The sequence below is a fragment of the Achromobacter maghribensis genome, from assembly GCF_057334215.1.
Map to the genome: position 1 here is coordinate 1 of NZ_JBHFII010000054.1, position 18,613 is coordinate 18,613.

15 protein-coding genes and 6 tRNA genes are annotated in these 18,613 nt (G+C 65.3%); 6 read left to right on the forward strand and 15 right to left on the reverse strand.

Translation table 11 applies throughout. The annotated features are described in order from the left end of the window. Both ACE039_RS22865 and ACE039_RS22870 read left to right on the forward strand, forming a co-directional pair. Positions 1–2,265: DUF748 domain-containing protein (locus ACE039_RS22865; protein WP_485823414.1), on the forward strand; the 2,265-nt coding region annotated here is incomplete at its 5' end. A 63-nt stretch (positions 2,266–2,328) separates the two neighbouring features. Further along, complete coding sequence (locus ACE039_RS22870) at positions 2,329–3,210, forward strand: dienelactone hydrolase family protein (RefSeq protein ID WP_105558386.1); 882 nt, start codon at positions 2,329–2,331, stop codon at positions 3,208–3,210. 44 nt (positions 3,211–3,254) lie between these two features. Here the strand turns inward: ACE039_RS22870 and ACE039_RS22875 are convergent, their stop codons facing one another. Beyond that, on the reverse strand, positions 3,255–3,680 hold the full coding sequence (locus ACE039_RS22875; RefSeq protein WP_485823415.1) for a hypothetical protein: 426 nt from the start codon (positions 3,678–3,680) through the stop codon (positions 3,255–3,257). 239 nt (positions 3,681–3,919) lie between these two features. Here ACE039_RS22875 and ACE039_RS22880 point away from each other — a divergent pair, with 239 nt between their 5' ends. Continuing rightward, complete coding sequence (locus tag ACE039_RS22880) at positions 3,920–4,423, forward strand: peroxiredoxin (RefSeq protein ID WP_105558388.1); 504 nt, start codon at positions 3,920–3,922, stop codon at positions 4,421–4,423. A gap of 85 nt (positions 4,424–4,508) precedes the next feature. Then, positions 4,509–5,972: an MFS transporter gene (locus tag ACE039_RS22885; RefSeq protein ID WP_485823416.1), complete on the forward strand. Its 1,464-nt coding sequence runs from the start codon at positions 4,509–4,511 to the stop codon at positions 5,970–5,972. 10 nt (positions 5,973–5,982) lie between these two features. Here the strand turns inward: ACE039_RS22885 and ACE039_RS22890 are convergent, their stop codons facing one another. The 9 genes from ACE039_RS22890 to ACE039_RS22930 all read right to left on the reverse strand — a co-directional run bounded on the left by ACE039_RS22890 (position 5,983) and on the right by ACE039_RS22930 (position 10,602). Further along, positions 5,983–6,843, reverse strand: a complete 861-nt coding sequence (locus ACE039_RS22890) for an EamA family transporter (protein ID WP_485823486.1) — start codon at positions 6,841–6,843, stop codon at positions 5,983–5,985. After that, positions 6,840–7,865, reverse strand: coding sequence for a biotin synthase BioB (gene bioB / locus ACE039_RS22895; protein WP_105558391.1), 1,026 nt, complete (start codon positions 7,863–7,865; stop codon positions 6,840–6,842). The genes ACE039_RS22890 and bioB overlap by 4 nt, the downstream gene beginning before the upstream one ends. A 248-nt stretch (positions 7,866–8,113) precedes the next feature. Next, positions 8,114–9,628, reverse strand: coding sequence for a PAS domain S-box protein (locus ACE039_RS22900; RefSeq protein ID WP_485823487.1), 1,515 nt, complete (start codon positions 9,626–9,628; stop codon positions 8,114–8,116). Between the two features lie 181 nt (positions 9,629–9,809). Next, positions 9,810–9,886 (reverse strand) — tRNA-Asp (locus tag ACE039_RS22905). Between the two features lie 71 nt (positions 9,887–9,957). Beyond that, positions 9,958–10,033: transfer RNA gene (locus tag ACE039_RS22910), tRNA-Glu, on the reverse strand. Between the two features lie 48 nt (positions 10,034–10,081). Beyond that, positions 10,082–10,157: transfer RNA gene (locus tag ACE039_RS22915), tRNA-Ala, on the reverse strand. Between the two features lie 106 nt (positions 10,158–10,263). Further along, positions 10,264–10,340, reverse strand: a tRNA-Asp gene (locus ACE039_RS22920). Between the two features lie 77 nt (positions 10,341–10,417). Then, positions 10,418–10,493: transfer RNA gene (locus ACE039_RS22925), tRNA-Glu, on the reverse strand. A gap of 33 nt (positions 10,494–10,526) precedes the next feature. After that, a tRNA-Ala gene (locus tag ACE039_RS22930) sits at positions 10,527–10,602 on the reverse strand. 363 nt (positions 10,603–10,965) lie between these two features. Here ACE039_RS22930 and ACE039_RS22935 point away from each other — a divergent pair. Next, positions 10,966–12,021 (forward strand): aldo/keto reductase, encoded by a 1,056-nt coding sequence (locus ACE039_RS22935; protein ID WP_485823417.1) that lies wholly within the window; start codon positions 10,966–10,968, stop codon positions 12,019–12,021. 7 nt (positions 12,022–12,028) lie between these two features. Here the strand turns inward: ACE039_RS22935 and lnt are convergent, their stop codons facing one another. The 5 genes from lnt to miaB all read right to left on the reverse strand — a co-directional run bounded on the left by lnt (position 12,029) and on the right by miaB (position 17,656). Beyond that, a complete protein-coding gene (gene lnt / locus ACE039_RS22940; protein WP_485823418.1) occupies positions 12,029–13,657 on the reverse strand; it encodes an apolipoprotein N-acyltransferase in 1,629 nt (542 codons plus the stop codon). Continuing rightward, positions 13,654–14,544, reverse strand: coding sequence for a CorC family transporter (locus ACE039_RS22945; RefSeq protein WP_105558395.1), 891 nt, complete (start codon positions 14,542–14,544; stop codon positions 13,654–13,656). Before ACE039_RS22945 ends, lnt begins: the two co-directional genes overlap by 4 nt. Positions 14,545–14,707: 163 nt before the next feature. Next, entirely contained in the window at positions 14,708–15,184 is a 477-nt protein-coding gene (gene ybeY, locus ACE039_RS22950; protein ID WP_485823419.1) for an rRNA maturation RNase YbeY, read from the reverse strand. After that, the gene (locus ACE039_RS22955) at positions 15,174–16,199 is read right to left on the reverse strand and encodes a PhoH family protein (RefSeq protein WP_485823420.1); all 1,026 of its coding nucleotides are present in this window, start codon (positions 16,197–16,199) and stop codon (positions 15,174–15,176) included. The genes ybeY and ACE039_RS22955 overlap by 11 nt, the downstream gene beginning before the upstream one ends. Beyond that, entirely contained in the window at positions 16,196–17,656 is a 1,461-nt protein-coding gene (miaB, locus tag ACE039_RS22960; protein WP_485823421.1) for a tRNA (N6-isopentenyl adenosine(37)-C2)-methylthiotransferase MiaB, read from the reverse strand. Before miaB ends, ACE039_RS22955 begins: the two co-directional genes overlap by 4 nt. 170 nt (positions 17,657–17,826) lie before the next feature. On the opposite strand from miaB, the gene ACE039_RS22965 reads away from it, so the two are divergent. Continuing rightward, entirely contained in the window at positions 17,827–18,594 is a 768-nt protein-coding gene (locus tag ACE039_RS22965; RefSeq protein ID WP_485823422.1) for a phosphatase PAP2 family protein, read from the forward strand. Positions 18,595–18,613 lie beyond the last annotated feature (19 nt).

Consider the following 18,613-nt stretch of genomic DNA (forward strand, 5'->3'; position numbering starts at 1 on the left):
GAATGGAAGGTCACCCTTGATGCCTTCAATCTGCATGAAGGCGAACTCTACGTCACCGACGCGATCAGCAAGCTGGATTACGTCATGACGGGCATGGCCGTGACCGTCGAAGGCGTCGCGATACCTGAAGTGAAGGATCAGCCCGTCAACCTGTGGTTGACCGTCGACAACAGCACTGACGGGGGCTGGATCCGCGCCAAGGGACCGTTGGTCCTGAAGCCGTTGTCCCTGGATCTGGGCGTGCGCATGGGCAATGTGGCCCTGGCACCCTTGGCGCCGGCCGTCCGCAGCGTGGCGCCGATCGTGCTGCTGGATGGCCGTCTGGGCGCGACCGCGCAAATCCACGTCCAGGAAAAAAATGGCGCCGTGGACGCTTCCGCCACCGCCGTCCAGGCCGACCTGACCCAGTTCAAGGCGCGCGACGAATCGCTCAAGCCCGCGCTGGACATGGCCCTGCAAACCTTGCGCGTCACCGCCGACCGGCTGGCGATGGGACCGGGGCAGAGCCAGTTCACCCTGGCGGCCGCGGGTATTCAGGGCAACGGCAAGCTGGACCTGAAAGGCATGTTCACGCCGCAACCGCTGACGCTGAAATCGTCCGTGGACCTGTCCGAACTGAACGTCGCGTCCTTTGCGCCCTACGCCGCCTCAAGCCTGAACGCCACCGTGCGCGCCATTACGCTGGGCGCCAAGGGCGATGTGGATTTCACCGCCGCGGCGGGCAACGCCCCGATGAAGGTCAACTGGAAGGGCGGCGTCGAGATCACGGGCGTGGACCTGCAGGACCGGGTCAACAACGATGACTTCCTGAATTGGAAGCGGCTGGGCTTCTCGGGCATGGACATCTCGGTGGCGGGCGACAAGATCGGCGCCAAGCTGGGCGACATCGCGCTGGAGGATTTCTACGGCCGCATCCTGCTGAACGCACAGGGCCGCCTGAACGTCATGGACCTGATCGCAGCGCCGGGCCAGGCCGGCGGCTCGATCACCCAGGATACGCAGACGCCGGGCAGGCAGGCGGCTCCCCCTGCGCCGACGCCCGCGGCCGCCCAGCGCGGCGCCGGCGCGGGCATGCCGGATATCTCGGTCAACAGCGTCACGCTGTCGCGGGGCCGCATGACGTTCACCGACCGCTTCGTCAAACCCAATTACGTGGCTGAAGTGTCGGCTATCGAGGGCGCGATCACAGCGGTCTCGTCCACCAATCCGCAGCCCGCCAAGGTCAAGGTGACGGGCCGCGTCTACACCACCGCCCCGTTGTCCATCAGCGGCATCGTGCAGCCATTCGCCAAGTTCCTGACACTGGATCTCAAGGTCTCGGCCAAGGGCGTCGACCTGCCGCGCTTCAATACCTATTCGGCCAAGTACGTGGGCTACCCGATCAAGCGGGGCAAGCTGTCGGTGGACCTGGAATACAAGATCAAGGACCGCGCGCTGCAGGCGTCCAACCACGTGGTGCTGAACCAGCTGACCTTCGGCGACAAGACCAACAGCCCGGACGCGACCAAGCTGCCGGTGTTGCTGGCCGTGGCGTTGCTGAAGGACTCGCGCGGCAATATCGACATCAACCTGCCGATTTCCGGGTCGCTGGACGACCCGGAATTCTCGGTGGGCGGCATCGTGGTCCGCGTGGTGATGAACCTGGTGGTCAAGGCCGTGACGTCGCCGTTCAGCCTGCTGGCTTCGGCCTTTGGCGGGGGCGAAGAGCTGTCCTACGTGGAATTCACGCCGGGCAGCGCCGTGCTGACGGAAGACTCGCAGCAGCGTATCGATACGCTGATCAAGGCACTGACGGACCGGCCGGCGCTGAAGATGGACATCAGCGGCCGCGCCGACCCCAAGACCGACATGGAAGGCCTGCGCCAGGCCTGGGTCGACGGCCAGATCCGCGCCGCCAAGGCCGCCGACACTGCGCCGCGCGGCAAGAAGCCGAACCTGGCGGGGGTGCAGGTGTCGGCCGCCGAACGCACCAAGTATCTGGAAGAGGTCTACGACGACGCCGACATCAAGGACAAGCCGCGCAATTTCATCGGCATGGCCAAGTCGGTGCCGACGGATGAGATGGAAGCCATGCTGCGCGGCGTGGCGCCGGTGGGCGACGAGCAGCTACGCCAACTGGCCGATGCGCGCGCGCAAGCGGTTTATGAGAAGTTGCTAGCCCAGGAAGGACTCGCGGACCGTGTATTCATCGTTGCGCCGCAGCTGGACGCGGACGGCATCAAGGACGAGGGGCAACCCTCGCGCGTGGACTTCTCCCTGAAGTGAACCCAGCCGGCCATCAGGGGTACGCCTGCCGTCCCCGGCCGCGCTTTTGCCAGGAGATTCTTCATGAAAGATCAGGACGCGCACTTCGACAGCCTGTTGCCGCCTCTGCGGCTGGATCGGCGGGGCTTCATCGCCACGACGGTCGCCGCGGGCTTTTCCCTGGCTGCGGGGCCAGCGGTGGCCCAGACGGCCATCGCTACCGATACCAAGGGGCTGACGGCCGGCAAGGTCGATATCCCGACGACGGACGGCAAGATGCCCGCCTATCGTGCGGCGCCGCAAGGCAAGAAGAACCTGCCGACCGTGATCGTGGTGTCCGAGATATTCGGCGTGCACGAGTACATCCAGGACGTCTGCCGCCGGCTGGCGCACCTGGGCTATCTGGCGATCGCGCCTGAACTGTTCGCGCGCCAGGGCGACCCGTCCAAGTACACCGAGATCCCCAAGCTGCAAGCCGAGATCATCGGCAAAGTGCCGGACGCGCAGGTCCAGCGCGACCTGGACGCGACGGCGAAGTGGGCGGCGGCCAACAGCGGGGACGCGGATAAGCTGGGTATCGTCGGCTTCTGCTGGGGCGGCCGCCAGGTCTGGCTGTACGCGGCCCACAATCCGAAGCTGAAGGCGGGCGCGGCGTTCTATGGCCAATTGGCGGGCGAACCCAGCGAGCTGAAACCGAAGTCGGTGCTGAGCCTGGTGAACGAACTGAAGGCGCCCGTTCTTGGCGCCTATGGCGGCAAGGACGCCGGTATTCCGCAGACGGACGTGGACCGGATGCGGATCGAACTGGCGAAGGGCCCGGCGGCGGCGAAAGCATCCCGGATCGACGTGTATCCGGACGCGCCGCACGCGTTCCATGCGGATTACCGGCCGTCTTATCGGAAGGCAGAGGCCGAGCAGGCGTGGACGCGGATGCTGGATTGGTTCAAGCAGAACGGCTTGGGGTAACGGGTAGCGTCCGGGCGGCGCGCAGTCGGCATGCGTGGAGAAAGCTATTGCGCCTTTTCGCCTGGCAATCCGTCGCTGACCTCGGCCAGCGCGTTCTTCATGTCCTTGTAACTGATCGCGCGTTCGTTCTGGAAGCTGCCCAGCACGCCGCGGCATCCGTCCACGCCGGACCGCTTCATGTCCTCCATCATGGACTTGCCTTCCCCCAGGCCCTTCTGAAAGAGCGCCTCGTAGCTGTTCGAGACAAACCCGTATTCCTGGGCGTACTGCATCAGGTTTTTCTTGGCGGTGGCCTGGTGCTGGGCCAGGTCGGGTTCCGAGGCGCCGCAGGCGCGGGCAGCGCCGTTGGAGGCGCCGGCGGCGACCACGAAGGAGTCGTATTGGGCCTGTTCGCTGGCGTCCGGGGCGGCCCAGGCAGGGGCGGCGGCGGTGGCCAGAATCCAGGCCAGGCCAGTCAAGATCTTTCGCATCGGTGAATCTCCGCATGGTGCCCGCCGGCTGTCAATGCGGGCGCGGCGGGCGTGGGTCACTACTGCATTATGGCAAGCAGCCGTTTCCATGCGGTGAGGCGGGGGTGTGGAGTCGTTTCAGACTGTGCGGTTTTTTTTCCTGGGGCGCCCGCGCAGCAGGCCGGCCGCGCACGAACTATGATGGAGGTTGTGAGGCACTCCTGCTTCAATGCAACACCCCCTACATCCTGGAGATCTACATGACGATCAAAGTCGGCGACCGCGTGCCGGATGGCACCCTGACCGAATTCATCGAAACCGAAACCGCCGGCTGCTCGCTGGGCCCCAACGCGTTCCAGGTTGCCGACCTGACCCGCGGCAAGACCATTGCGCTCTTCGCGGTTCCGGGCGCCTTCACCCCCACCTGCTCGGCCAAGCATCTGCCGGGCTACGTCGAGCAAGCCGCCGCGCTGAAGGCCAAGGGCGTGGATGAAATCTGGTGCGTGTCCGTCAACGACGCGTTCGTCATGGGCGCCTGGGGCCGCGAGCAAAAGACCGACGGCAAGGTCCGCATGCTGGCTGACGGCTCGGCCCTGTGGACCAAGGAACTTGGCCTGGAACTGGACCTGATCGCGCGCGGCATGGGCGTGCGTTCGCAACGCTATTCGGCCCTGATCGTCGACGGCGTGGTCAAGCAACTGAACGTGGAAGCGCCTGGCAAGTTCGAAGTCAGCGATGCCGCCACGATGTTGTCGCAAGCCTGATCTAACGTAGTTCCTGTTTTACCGCTCACGCGGCGGGCCGCCTTCGCAGCCCGCCGTGCTAATGCCAGCAGCGGTTGCCAACGCCATGCTCGCCACCCTCTCTTCTTTCTCGTCGCTCTACGTCGCGACCTTGCTGATGCTTATCGGCACGGGTCTGTTCAACACCTACATGGGCCTGCGCCTGACCGCGCAGTCGGTCAGCGAGGTGTGGATCGGCGTGCTGATCGCCGGCTACTACCTGGGGCTGGTATGCGGCGCGCGGCTGGGGCACCGGCTCATCATCCGCGTGGGCCATATCCGCGCATTCGTGGCCTGTGCAGCCATTGCCACCTGCATGATCCTGGCACAGACGCTGGTCGACTCCATGCCGCTGTGGCTGGTGTTCCGCATTATTTCCGGCGTGGTGATGGTGACCGAATTCATGGTCATCGAAAGTTGGCTGAACGAGCAAACTGAAAACCATCAGCGCGGCCGGGTGTTTTCCGTCTACATGGTGGTGTCCGGGCTGGGCACGGTGCTGGGGCAATTGGCGCTGACCGCCTACGCCACGCTGGACCTGCGTCCGCTGACCCTGGTGGCGATGTGCCTGGTGCTGTGCCTGGTGCCGATCGCCGTCACGGCGCGTTCGCACCCCCCCACGCCGCTGCCAGCGCCGCTGGACATCCGCTTCTTCATGCGCCGCGTGCCGCTGTCGATGACGGTGCTGTTCGTGGCGGGTAACCTGTCTGGGGCGTTCTATGGCCTGGCCGCCGTCTACGGCGCCAAGCACGGCTTGTCCACGTCGCAGGCCGCGATTTTCGTGGCCGCCGCCGTTACCGCCGGTCTGTTGTCGCAATGGCCGATGGGCTGGCTGTCCGATCGCATCAACCGCGCGGGCCTGATCCGCTTCAACGCCTTGCTGCTGGTGCTGCTGCCCACGGTGATGTGGGGCTGGCTGGTGTTGCCGTACTGGGCGATGGTGGCGTTGTCGTGCATCTTTGGCGTGTTGCAGTTCACGCTGTATCCGCTGGGTGCCGCATTCGCCAACGACCACGTGGAATCCGAGCGCCGGGTCAGCCTGTCCGCCGTGCTGCTGATGACCTATGGCGTGGGCGCGTGCATCGGCCCCATGGTTGCCGGCTTGCTGATGTCGCTGGCCGGACCCAGCATGTACTACGTCTTCATTTCGGCCTGCGCCTTGATTCTGGTGTGGCAGGTGCGTCCCACGCGGGTTACCGGCGCGCACCAGGTGGACGAAGCGCCGACGCACTTCGTGCCCATGCCCGACACGCTGCAAAGCTCGCCCGCGGCGGCCGTGCTGGATCCCCGCGTGGATCCCGAAAACGATATCGCGATGGAGATGGTGCAACCGGACCCGTCGGCCGCGCCCACGCCGGCGGTCGTTGAACCGTCCGTGGCGGATACCGCGGCGGTCGATACCGCGGCGGCCGATGCTGCGGCAGTCGATACCGCGGCAGCCGACCCCTCAGCGGCCAGCGCCTCGGCACCCGCCGATGCCTCTTCGCCAGACGAAGACACCGACAAGCGCGAACGCCGCACCGGCACCTGATCCTGCGCGGCTACCAGGGCGCCATCAGCACGATGGCGGCCAGTGCCAGGGCGATGCCCAAGAGGTTCAACCGTGTCAACGGCTCGCGGAATGCCAGCGCGCCGACCAGCGTGCCCAGCGTGATCACGCCCATGTTCATCGACGCGAACACCAGCGCCGGGTGCTCGGGCAGCGACTGATGCGCGCGGATGTAGGTAAGGATATTGCCGAAGTTGGCCAAGCCCAGGGCGACACCCGCGGCCAGGTGGCGGCGTTCCCAACGCACCCGTCGGCACAGCAGATACGCCAGCATCAGCACGCCCGCCAGTACGAAGGCCAGCAGCAAGCCGCCCGCGAAGGCGGTGCCGGCGCGCGCCACTTGCTTGAACAGGATGTCGATCACGCCGTAACCCGCCCAGACCACCAGCGGCCAGAGCCAGGCGGCGCGGCTGTCCGCAGGCGTCTGCGCGGCGGCGGGGCGGCGCAACAGGCAGGCCAGCGCGCTGAACGCCAGCAGGATCGCTGCCAGCTTGCGACCGCTGACGGGTTCGCCGAACAGCACGAACGCCGCCAGCAAGGGAATGAAGAGCGACAGGCGCTGCGCGGCGTCGCTGCGTACGATGCCGGCGTGGCGCACCGCCGCGGCCATCGCCAGGAAGACGCTGGGCAACAGCAGGCCCAGCGCTGCCAGGACGGCCCAGGGCGTCTGCGGTGTCACCAGCGTGGACGGATCCGGGCGAAGCGCCGCCCAGCAGAGCAGGGCGGCCACCGCGTAATTCACGGTGATCGCCTGGCGTACGTCCACGTCGTACCGGCGGGCCAGTTTCAACAGCACCGCGACGGTGACGCTGCACGCGACGCTGGCCAGCAAATACAGGACGCCAGGCGTCAGCGGCACGTTGCGCCTTCGGCGTGCTGATGGTGCTGTTGCGACGCGTCGACCCGCATCCCTAAGCGTTGCAGCAGACGCTGGTCAGCCTCCATCTGCGGGTTGGCGGTGGTCAGCAGCGCGTCGCCGTAGAACATGGAATTGGCGCCCGCCATGAAGCACAGCGCCTGCAACGCATCGTCCATGGCTTCGCGGCCGGCCGACAGCCGCACGGCGGCGTTCGGCATGGTGATGCGGGCGACCGCGATGGTGCGAACGAATTCAAACGGGTCCAGGGCTTCGACGTTGGCCAGCGGCGTGCCTTCGACCTGCACCAGGTTATTGATCGGCACGGACTCGGGGTAGGGCTCCATGCTGGCCAACTGCGCGATCAAGCCGGCACGTTCTTGCCGCGATTCGCCCATGCCCACGATGCCGCCGCAACACACGTTGATGCCGGCGTCGCGCACGCGGTCCAGCGTGTCCAGGCGGTCCTGGTAGGTTCGGGTGGAAATGATCTTGCCGTAGAACTCGGGCGACGTGTCCAGATTGTGGTTGTAGTAGTCCAGGCCGGCCTCTTTCAGCTGTTCGGCCTGGCCGTCGCGCAGCATGCCCAGTGTCACGCAGGTTTCCAGGCCCAGCGCCTTCACGGCGGTCACCATCTCGGCCACGGCTTCTAGGTGATGCGGCTTCGGGCTGCGCCATGCGGCGCCCATGCAGAAGCGCTGCGCGCCGCCGGCCTGGGCGGCGCGGGCAGCGGCGACGACGTCGGCAAGCGGCATCAGCTTGTCGGCGTCCAGCCCGGTGTCGTAGTGCGAAGACTGCGGGCAGTAGGCGCAGTCTTCAGGACAGCCGCCGGTCTTGATCGACAGCAGGCTGGACAGCTGGATGGTGTTCGGATCGAAGTGGGCACGGTGGACTTGCTGGGCGCGATGCACCAGGTCCATGAAGGGCAGCTCGTAAAGCGCCATGACGTCGGCGGCGCTCCAGGCGGGCGCAGGCAAGTGCTTTGACGTCGTTGGGACGGGGATGTAGGCGGTCTGCATGGACGGGGCTCCTGTCGGTCTTACGGAAATCGCGCCTGCCGGAAAGCAAGGACGGGATCGGCGGATCGTAAGAACCTGCGCAGGGTTTGCGCAATGCAGGCCGCACGGTGACAAATGCGGGGTGATTAGGGGTGGATTCGCGGAAATTCAAAACATTTGCGGGCGGCAGGGGATTAACGCGGCGTCATCTTCGTTGACGCCGCACCCCTGGATATTTTGATTCAAATTGTAATTTCCAGGCCGCGACCTTATTCTGCGCCCGGTTTGGCCCGCGTCCGGGGGGATTCATGACCGGTGATGCCGCGGTCGCGCGCCCAGACGATCGCCGCACTGCGCCGGTGCACGCCGATCTTGCTGTAGATCGTGGCCACGTGGTTGCGGACGGTGTTGCGCGACAACTTCAGGTTCTTGGCGATGCCATCGTCGTCATGGCCCTGGCATAGCAGACCCAGCACTTCGCGTTCGCGCGTCGTCAACTGCGCCAGTTCGGCCACATCGCGGGTGGCGGGCGTGGGCTGGCGCAATTGCGCCAGCTTTTCGATGATGCCCCGGCTGAACCACGACGTGTCCTGCATCACGGCTTCGATTGCCGCCAGCAATTCGGTCTCGGAGCGTTTGCGCTCGGTGATGTCCTGCATCACGATCAGCAGTCGGTGCTGGCCGCCAATCATCACTGGCTCGGCGGACACCAGGCAGTCCAGTTTGCCGCCGTCCTGCGTGCTCAAGGTGGCTTCGCGGTTGCGCGCGCTTTCCCCGCGCGCCAGGCTGGCGGCCATTCCCTCGTAGGGCTGCAGACCCAAATCGGTCAGGGCTTTGCCGGCGGCCGTGTCCGGGGCCGCGCCAGTGGCGGCCGCGAATGCTTCGTTGATGTCCAGCACGAGCAGCGCGTCGCCTTCGCACACGGCCATCGGCACGGGCGCCAGCCGGAACGCCTTCGAGAAGCGTTCTTCGCTTTCGCGCAGCGCAAGCTCGGTGCGTTTGCGGGCCTCCAGGTCGATGAACGTGAACAGCATGCACGGTTCGTCCTGCATGTCGATCGGCTGGCCGGCGACCAGCACGAACTTCGCTTCGCCGTTCGCCACTTTCACCGTGCCTTCGCGCTGCGGGATCGTCTGGCCTTCGTTCAATCTGGCCACGGCGGCTTCCTTGTCTTCACCGCCGTCCAGCACATCCAGTTCATAGGCCGACTTGCCCAGCACCGCCTCGCGCGTGTAGCCGGTCATTTCCAGGAAGCCCTGGTTCACCTTGACGTAGCGCAGATCGGAAAGCCGGCAGATCAGCGCGGGCGCCGGGTTCGCGCCAAAGGTTCGCTCAAAGCGCTGCTCGGCGTTCAATTGCTCGGTCTGGTCATGCAGGATCAGAACGCGATATTCCACGCCGTTGTCGTTGCCCAGGTTCAGTCCGCGCGCGCGCACGTTACGCACGAACTCCTCGTCGTCCTTGCGGCGCAGGTCCAGCAGCAGGTCATCGAAAGGTTCGCCGGCCGCCAGGCGGTCCAGCGGAAACTGGCGAGCAGGCACGCGATGGCGGTTGCGGTAGGTCAGCGTATAGCGCTTGCGGTAGCCGGCGGGCGTGCCGCCCAGTGCTTCAAGCGTATCGACGCCGTGTAATTCAAGCGCGCTGTCGTTGGCCCACGCGATGGCGCCATCGGGTTCCAGCACGATGATGCCTTCGTTCAAACCCGCGATGATGTTCTGAAGGTGCTGGCGATGCGCTTGGGGTGCGGCGGCGTTTGTTGTCACGTAAGCCTCTTCGGTTCGCATGCAGGAGCACACAGGATGCAGGCGCATGGCGACGCTGTCCAGAGAGCAAAACGGACGAGTCTTCGAGGCGGGGGGAGGGTAGAGACGGGAGGGGCGGGGATACCGCGGACGCAGAAAAGCAAAAAGCTCCGGAATCCGGAGCTTCAGCGATATGCAGCCATGCGATCAAGCACAAGGTGCTTGGCGGAGCGGACGGGGCTCGAACCCGCGACCCCCGGCGTGACAGGCCGGTATTCTAACCAACTGAACTACCGCTCCGCAGCGGTTTACTTTAACTTCATCACTACACTGCGGTGTCAAGGCAGCTTGGTAATACGTGCCAGAGAAACTGGCGTCCCCTAGGGGATTCGAACCCCTGTACTCACCGTGAAAGGGTGATGTCCTAGGCCTCTAGACGAAGGGGACCTGAACTGAACAGAACTGCAAAACAACTTTACTACGGTACTGCGATACTGGTGGAGGTAAGCGGGATCGAACCGCTGACCTCTTGCATGCCATGCAAGCGCTCTCCCAGCTGAGCTATACCCCCCAGGGCGCCTTGATGTTCCACACAACAAACAACAAGGTCTCACACTCTATAAAAGCAAAAAGCCCCGAAGACGGAGCTCTTGAAAGACTCAGAGCGAGAGCGCTAATGGCGGAGCGGACGGGGCTCGAACCCGCGACCCCCGGCGTGACAGGCCGGTATTCTAACCAACTGAACTACCGCTCCGCAGCGGCGTACTCAACTACTTTGTCACTTCAACTGCACTTATCTACTGCTTTACTGCAACCTGCATGCCAGTAAACTGGCGTCCCCTAGGGGATTCGAACCCCTGTACTCACCGTGAAAGGGTGATGTCCTAGGCCTCTAGACGAAGGGGACCTGGACTTGCAAACTACGTTCTTCGCTGTTGACTGGTGGAGGTAAGCGGGATCGAACCGCTGACCTCTTGCATGCCATGCAAGCGCTCTCCCAGCTGAGCTATACCCCCGTTCTTCTAATCAATTCCTGCCACGTTTTACGACTTGAACACACGTTTTATGGTGCGTTTTTCGTAGTTCGTTGCCGGTTTTGTTTAGTGCCGTTGGCGAAGAAACGAGATTATGCACGAACAAAATCGGGTGTGCAAGTCGCTTTGCGGCAAAAAGGGTAAAACAGGCAAAAAAAATGGGGATAGATGGCCTTTTTTGCGCATTTTGTGCGCGATGGGGCTCGGCTGCGGTATCCGGTGATTGGTGCAGATTCCAGGAAAATCAAAGACTTGTGCGGATGCTATGGTGGGGGTGAATTTTTTTATTCATCATGTGACTTTCGCGTGAAAAAAATGCGGTCGCATTCACACGGGCATCCAGGCATGAGCACACAGACATCCTTTCCCACCCGGCCATTGGGGCGCACCGGCATGGCCATCACGCGTATCGGCCTGGGCGCCTGGGCAATCGGCGGCAATGGGTGGGCGGTGGGCTGGGGGCCGCAGGACGATGCCGATTCCATCGCCGCCATTCGCCTGGCCGTAGACCGGGGCATCAATTGGATCGACACCGCGGCGGTGTACGGGCTGGGTCATTCCGAAGAAATCGTGCGCCGCGCGCTGGCGCAGATGGCGCCCGGCGACCGGCCCTATGTCTTTACGAAGTGCGGGCTGACGTGGTCGGCCAACAACCCGATGGCCACGCCGCGGCGCACGGGCGCGCCAGCCAGCATCCGCCGCGAGATCGAAGATTCGTTGCGGCGGCTGGGGGTGGAACGCATTGATCTCTACCAGATGCACTGGCCGGCGGGCGACGGCACGCCGATCGACACTTACTGGCAGGAACTGCTGGACCTTAAGCAGGCGGGCAAGGTCCGCGCCATCGGTTTGTCGAACCACAACCTGGCCCAATTGCAGGATGCGCAAGCGCTGGGCCATGTAGATTCTTTGCAGCCGCCGTTTTCGGCGATCCAGCGCGCAGCGGGGGCGGACTTGATTCCGTGGTGCGCCGCGCATGACATCGGCGTGATCGTCTACAGCCCGATGCAGTCGGGCCTGCTGACCGGCGGATTTTCGGCCGAGCGCGCGCGCGCCTTGCCGGCGGACGACTGGCGCTCGCGGCATGCGGAGTTCATGGCGCCCAATCTGGCCCGAAACCTGGCGTTGGCCGACGCGCTGAAACCCATCGCCGAACGCCATGGCACGACGGTGGCAGCGGTTGCCGCCGCCTGGACGCTGGCGTGGCCCGGCGTCACGGGCGCGATTGTCGGCGCGCGCAGCGCCGCCCAGGTCAATGGATTGCTGGGCGCGGCAGAACTGGAGCTGGACAGCGACGACCTGGACGAGGTCGCGCAGGCGATCGAATTGACGGGCGCGGGCGCCGGGCCTCTGCGCCCGCCAGAGGACAGCGCCAAGCTGCCCGCCAACTTGTTCGCCTGAGGCGGACTCAGCCGCGCCGCGTCTTGCGGCTGCTGGCGAACGCGCCGATCAGCACCAAGCCCACCAGCGCCAATGCGATCTTGTCGCCGAAGCGGGCGTAGGGCGTCAGGCCGGTCATGCCTTGGACAGATACGGGCAGCACACCCGCCTGCAACGGCGCCAGTTGGGCGGCGACGCGACCCTTGGCGTCGATGGCGGCGGTGATGCCGGTATTGGTGGACGTCAGCATCGGGCGGGCGGTTTCCATGGTGCGCAGCCGGCCGATTTGCAGGTGCTGGCGCAAGGCCCAGGAATCACCGAACCATCCCAGGTTGCTGACGTTGACCAGGATGGTCGCGCCCGGTTCGCCGTTGGGGCCGGGCAGCAGCGCCGGCAGCAGATCGGGGCCAAACAGATCTTCGTAGCAGATGTTGAAGGCGATGTGTTGGCCGCCTACCGCAAAGGGGGTCTGACGTTGCGCGCCGCGGTCGAAATCCCCCAGCGGGATGTTCAGCATGTTCACGAACCAGTGGAAGCCCGGCGGGACGTATTCGCCCCAGGGCACCAGGTGGCGCTTGTCATAGCGCATGGCGGTGCTGCCGGCGACCAGGTGTTCGACCGGCGTATTACCGTCGAATCCCATCACGCTGTTGGTGTAGCGGTCGCGGCCATTGACGCGGTCGTGCAGCGGCACGCCCATGGCGATGGTCATGTTGCCCCGGGCGGCTACGCCGCGCCAGGCGTCCCACACCCGCGGATCCAGCTGGTCCTGGAAGATCGGCAGCACGGTCTCGGGCAGGATCACCAGTTGTGGCGCGGGTACGCCCGCGACCGGCGGCAACGCCGTCAGCTCCAGGTGGCGCACCAGGCTTTGTTCAAGCAGGGCCGGGTCGAACTTTTGCGATTGCTCGATGTTGCCCTGGACCAGCCGCACGTTGAGTGGGTCGCCGCTGGGCGAAGACCAGTCCATGCGCGACAAGGGCCAGCCCGCGGCGGCCAGCGCGACGGCGATGCCGGCGGCCAATGCCTGGCGCGAGTCCATGGATGTCTTGCGGGAGGGCTGCCACAGGCTGGCGATCGCGGCCGCGACGAATGCGGCAACGAACGCCATGCCATGCACGCCCACGATCGGCGCCCAGCCGGCGATGGGGCTGTCCACTTGCGCGTAGCCGATGTTCAGCCACGGGAAACCGGTAAGCAGCACGGCCCGCAGCCATTCGAAACCCGCCCACAGCGCAGCCCAGGCCAGCGTGGCCGAGAGGATGCGGGAGGGCGCGGCGTCGTGGGTCAGCGGAGTGAAACGGCGTGCCAGCGCGCTGGCGGTGGCCGGGAACAGCGCCAGGAATGCCGACAGCGCCAGCACCCCGGCCACGGCCAACGGCGCGGCCAGGCCGCCGTAGCGATGCATGCTGATGAAAAGCCAGTACAGGCCCACCGCATAAGTGACGAAGGCGAACAGCCAGCCCCGTCCCCATGCCTGCTTGGCGGAGGGGGCCGTGAGCGTGACGCGCGCGGCGACGGCCAGCGCCAGGATCTGCGTCAGGGCCAGCGCCCAGTCCGGCAAGGGGCCGGGGGCGAAAGTCAGGGCGTGCACGGCGCCCGCCAGCGTCAAGCCGGCGGCGCCGCGCAGGAGTCGGCTGCGCGGGGTACGGCTCATGCGTCGTCGGTGGGGCGGGAGATTGAGTCGGGGTTGTTGCGCTTGACGCGCAGCCAGATGGCGCGGCGGGCGTCGCCGCGCGCCACTTCCATCCGAAGACCGTCGAATTCGGCGATGTCGCCGCGGCGCGGGATACGGCCCAATTGACCGCCCATCCATCCGCCGACGCTGTCGTATTCGTCGTCGGGCAAGTTGCAGCCGAACACCTCGTTGAAGTGCGAGATATCGGTCGCGGCCAGCACGCGCCACTGGTTTTCGCCTTCCGGGAAGATCGAGTCTTCTTCGGTTTCATCGAATTCGTCTTCGATGTCGCCGACGATCTGCTCCAACACGTCTTCCATGGTGACCAGGCCGGAAATGCCGCCATGCTCATCGATGACGATGGCCTGGTGGTTGCGGCTGGCGCGGAACTCGTGCAGCAGCACGTTCAGGCGCTTGGATTCCGGGATGAACACGGCCGGGCGGACCAGCGTGCGGACTTCGATGCCGGGTTCCAGCATGCAGCGCAGCAGATCCTTGGCCAGCAGGATGCCGATGATGTTGTCGCGGTCGCCTTCATAGACCGGAAAACGCGAATGCGCGGTTTCGATCACGGTGGCCACAAGGTACGGGATGGGCTGCGTGACGTCCAGCAGGTCCATGCGCGAACGCGGAACCATGATGTCGCCGACGGTGCCTTCGGACACGGCAAGCGCGCCCTTGATCATCTTGTAGGATTCCGCGTCGAGCAGCTTGCGGTCGTGCGCGGCTTCCAGAATGGCCTTGATGCCTTCGCGGTCCTCGGGCTCTCGGCGCACAAGGGAAAGCAGGCGGTCTAGAAGGGATTTGGTGGCGGGTTTGGCTGAGCGAGCAGAGGTCGCTTCGGGAGCAGGGTAAGGGTCAGACATCGTCCGGGAGGACAAGTTATGGAGGGGCCAGCATAACCGAAACTGGCCTCTCGTTTGTAACGGGAGCCATGAAAATGGGGCCAAACGCCGTCATCTGCGCGTTGCTTGGCGCCATTTTCCGTGAATTTCTAGGGGTAGACCCGAACGCGCGAACGGCCTGAGCCTACTCGGTGGCCAGGTAGGGGTCGGCGATCCCCATTTTTGCCAGCGTGGCGGTTTCCAGCGCTTCCATGCGCTTGGCGTCCCGGGCCTTGATGTGGTCGTAGCCCAGCGAATGCAGCACGCCGTGCAGGGTCAGGTGGGCGGCGTGGTCCAGTAGCGCCTTGCGCTGTTCCCGGGCCTCGCGCACAAGCACGGGCACGCACATGACGATGTCGCCGCGCGCCACGCCCAAAGGGTCGACGCCGTATTCGAAGGTCAGCACATTGGTGGCGTAATCGCGTTCGCGGAAATCGCGGTTCAGGCGCCGGCCTTCGGCGCTGCCCACCAGGCGCAGGCTGAGTTCGGCGGCCGAAAACTCGACCAGACCGTCTTCCGCCGCCGCCGCCAGGGCGCGTTCCGCCCACCGGCGCAGGCGCCAGCGGGGCAAGCGGGCCTCTTCAACCCCGTATTGGATCGACAGGGACAGCTCAGGCTTCATTTTCGGAGGCGCGGTCGTAGGCGTCGACGATGCGGGCGACCAGGGGGTGGCGCACGACATCGCGGCTGGTGAAGCGGGTGGTCGCGATGCCTTGCACGTCTTCCAGCACCTTGACCGCATGGGCCAGGCCGCTGTCCTGGCCGCGCGGCAGGTCTACTTGCGAGGGGTCGCCGGTGATGACGGCCTTGCTGCCGAAGCCGATCCGCGTCAGGAACATTTTCATCTGTTCCGGCGTGGTGTTCTGCGCTTCATCCAGGATCACGAACGCATGATTCAGCGTGCGGCCGCGCATGTAGGCCAGCGGGGCGATCTCGATGGTCTGCTTTTCGAACAGGCGCTGCACCTTCTCGAAGCCCATCAGATCGTAGAGCGCGTCATACAGCGGACGCAGATAGGGGTCGACCTTCTGGGCCAGGTCGCCGGGCAGGAAGCCCAGCCGCTCGCCCGCTTCGACAGCGGGGCGCGTCAGCACCAGACGCTGCACGGTGTCGCGTTCCATCGCGTCGATGGCGCAGGCGACTGCCAGCCAGGTCTTGCCCGTGCCGGCGGGACCCACCCCGAACGTGATGTCGTGCTTGAGGATGTTGTTCAGGTAGTCACGCTGGCGCGGTGTGCGCGGACGCAGGTCGCTGCGCTTGGTGCGCAGCGCGATACCGTCGCTTTCGTCGTCCAGGGCAGGCAGCGGATCTGCTTCGCGCGCCGGCGTTTCCTTCAGCCTCTCTTCCTGGCGCCCCACGCCGATCTCGACCAGGCCAAGCTGGATGTCGTCGACCGACAGGGCGCGGTGCACTGCCTGCTCGTGGAAGCGCCGAAGCACCCGTCCGGCGAGCTCGGCCTGTTCGCCTTCAATGGTGACGCGATTGCCGCGGCGCGAGAGCTTGACGCCCATGCCGTCGGCGAGTTGGCGCAGGTTTTCGTCCAGCGGGCCGCACAGATTGGCCAGGTGGGTGTTGTCGCCGTCCAGGTTGACGATGGCGGGCATGCTGCGACGGGCGCGGGAACGGGGAGTGGTCATTCGGCCTCTGGGGGAACGCGGTCCACGTCGGCCACCCGGGCGCGCAACGAATTGGTGTGCGCTTCGGTGATGATGACGTCGACCATTTGTCCGATGAGCCGCGCGGGCGCGGCGAAATTCACGATGCGGTTGTTCTCGGTGCGGCCCATCAGTTCGTTGGGGTCGCGACGCGAGGGGCCTTCCACCAGCAGCCGCTGGCGCGTGCCGACCATGTTGCGGGCGATGGCGGCGGCCTGATCGTTGATCAGGGCCTGCAGGCGCTGCAGACGGCGCAGTTTCACGTCCTGCGGCGTGTCGTCGGCCAGGTCGGCGGCGGGCGTGCCCGGACGGCGCGAATAGACAAACGAGAACGAGGTGTCAAAGCCGACGTCTTCGATCAGCTTCATCGTCTTTTCGAAGTCTTCTTCCGTTTCGCCGGGGAAGCCCACGATGAAGTCGGATGACAAGGTCAGGTCGGGGCGGGCGGCGCGCAGGCGACGGACCACCGACTTGAATTCCAGTGTGGTGTAGCCGCGCTTCATCCCGGCCAGCACCCGATCGCTGCCGGCTTGCACGGGCAAGTGCAGGAACGACACCAGCTTCGGCAGGCGCGCGTAGGCGTCGACCATGCGCTGGGTCATTTCCTTGGGGTGCGAGGTCGTGTAGCGGATGCGTTCGATGCCCGGAATTTCGTGCACGTACTCCAGCAACATGGCGAAGTCGGCGATGTCGTCCGTGCCTTCCATCTTGCCGCGGTAGGCGTTCACGTTCTGGCCCAGCAACGTCACTTCCTTCACGCCCTGGTCGGCCAGGTCGGCCACTTCGATCAGCACGTCTTCGAAGGGGCGCGAGACTTCTTCGCCGCGCGTGTAAGGCACGACGCAGAAGCTGCAGTACTTGCTACAGCCTTCCATGATGGACACGAATGCCGTGGCGCCATCGACGCGCGGCGGCGGCATGTTGTCGAATTTCTCGATCTCGGGGAAGCTGATGTCCACCTGCGAACGGCCTTCGGCGCGGCGGCGCGCGATCAGGTCGGGCAGTCGGTGCAGCGTCTGCGGACCGAACACGACGTCCACGTACGGTGCGCGCTTGACGATGGCCGCGCCTTCCTGGCTGGCCACGCATCCGCCGACGCCGATCACGAGGTTCGGGTTCGTTTTCTTCAGGTGCTGCACCCGGCCCAGGTCCGAGAAGACTTTTTCCTGCGCCTTCTCGCGCACCGAACAGGTGTTGAACAGGATGACGTCGGCTTCTTCCGGATTGTCGGTGAGCTCCAGGCCCTGGTCGCCGCGCAGGACGTCGGCCATCTTGTCCGAGTCGTACTCGTTCATCTGGCAGCCGAAGGTGCGGATATACAGTTTGCGGGGAGAGCCGGCGGCGGTGTCCACGGGGGGCGTTGCGGGGGCGTCTGCGAGGGGGCCCGCGGCGTTGCCGCCGTCACGCGCGTTGTCGCGCTTCAGGGAGGTTGCTTGCATGATGGTCGCCGTGACGGGTGTAGATCCCGGGGGCTGATAGGCTGGAAAGGCCGAATTTTAACCCTTGCGCGAAAATTGTTTCTTGGTCTGGCAGGCGGCGGCCGTTACGATATCGGTCCGGCCCGCATTCAGCGGGCGGTAATATTTCTCATTTTCCTTGAGCGGTACCGATGATTCCCAATCCCGTGACGCCTCCGGCCGTTGCTCCCGTGGTGCCTGCCGCGCCTGGCCTGTCCGCGCCCGACGAAGTGCGTAACCCGTTCTCGTTGGCCGTCTGGCTGTCGCTGGGCGCCGCGCTGGCGCTGGCGGCTGCCGCCTGCGCGCTCTGGGTGGATCTGCCACTGGCCATCTGGATCAAGCAATCGGTGTCCCACGGCGTGAACGAGTCCTTCGAATGGATCGGTGAATTGGGCGAAAGCGGTCCGTACATCGGCGTCGCCCTGGCCTTTTATGTCGTGGGCCTGGTCGGCGTGGCCCGCGGCTGGCACAACCCGTTGCGCATGAGCTACGCCAGCATGGCCCGCGGCAGCCTCCTGATGCTGTCCACGATGGCGGTGGGCGGGCTGGTCGTGCTGGTGCTGAAACGCTCGGTGGCGCGGGCGCGTCCCGAACTCTTCTTCGAAAAAGGCATCTACGGCCTGGGCGAATCGTTTTCGCGCGTGCAGCAGTTCAATTCCTTTCCGTCCAGCCACAGCTACGCTGCGTTTGCGGTGGCCGTCGTGCTGGGCATCCTGGCGCCGCGCTGGCGCGCGGTCTTCCTGTTGCTGGCGGCGCTGGTGGCCATGAGCCGGCTGGTCAATCTGGACCATTACCTGTCCGACGTGATGACTGCGGCCGGCATCGCCGTGCTGGTCGGCCACGTGCTGGCCCCTCGCGTGCTGTGCAGCAAGTACCAATGGCCGTTGCGGGCGCCCTGGCGGTGGTGGCAAAAGGGGTGACCCCTCGCATGGAATAAAA

Bases quoted from the DNA above. Each gene is read 5' to 3' on its own strand.
- ACE039_RS22880 (WP_105558388.1), top strand. From the start codon at position 3,920: ATGACGATCAAAGTCGGCGACCGCGTGCCGGATGGCACCCTGACCGAA.
- ACE039_RS22935 (WP_485823417.1), top strand. From the start codon at position 10,966: ATGAGCACACAGACATCCTTTCCCACCCGGCCATTGGGGCGCACCGGC.
- ACE039_RS22900 (WP_485823487.1), bottom strand. From the start codon at position 9,628: ATGCGAACCGAAGAGGCTTACGTGACAACAAACGCCGCCGCACCCCAA.
- ACE039_RS22870 (WP_105558386.1), top strand. From the start codon at position 2,329: ATGAAAGATCAGGACGCGCACTTCGACAGCCTGTTGCCGCCTCTGCGG.
- ACE039_RS22945 (WP_105558395.1), bottom strand. From the start codon at position 14,544: ATGTCTGACCCTTACCCTGCTCCCGAAGCGACCTCTGCTCGCTCAGCC.
- lnt (WP_485823418.1), bottom strand. From the start codon at position 13,657: ATGAGCCGTACCCCGCGCAGCCGACTCCTGCGCGGCGCCGCCGGCTTG.
- ACE039_RS22955 (WP_485823420.1), bottom strand. From the start codon at position 16,199: ATGACCACTCCCCGTTCCCGCGCCCGTCGCAGCATGCCCGCCATCGTC.
- bioB (WP_105558391.1), bottom strand. From the start codon at position 7,865: ATGCAGACCGCCTACATCCCCGTCCCAACGACGTCAAAGCACTTGCCT.
- ACE039_RS22875 (WP_485823415.1), bottom strand. From the start codon at position 3,680: ATGCGAAAGATCTTGACTGGCCTGGCCTGGATTCTGGCCACCGCCGCC.
- ACE039_RS22885 (WP_485823416.1), top strand. From the start codon at position 4,509: ATGCTCGCCACCCTCTCTTCTTTCTCGTCGCTCTACGTCGCGACCTTG.
- ACE039_RS22965 (WP_485823422.1), top strand. From the start codon at position 17,827: ATGATTCCCAATCCCGTGACGCCTCCGGCCGTTGCTCCCGTGGTGCCT.
- ybeY (WP_485823419.1), bottom strand. From the start codon at position 15,184: ATGAAGCCTGAGCTGTCCCTGTCGATCCAATACGGGGTTGAAGAGGCC.
- miaB (WP_485823421.1), bottom strand. From the start codon at position 17,656: ATGCAAGCAACCTCCCTGAAGCGCGACAACGCGCGTGACGGCGGCAAC.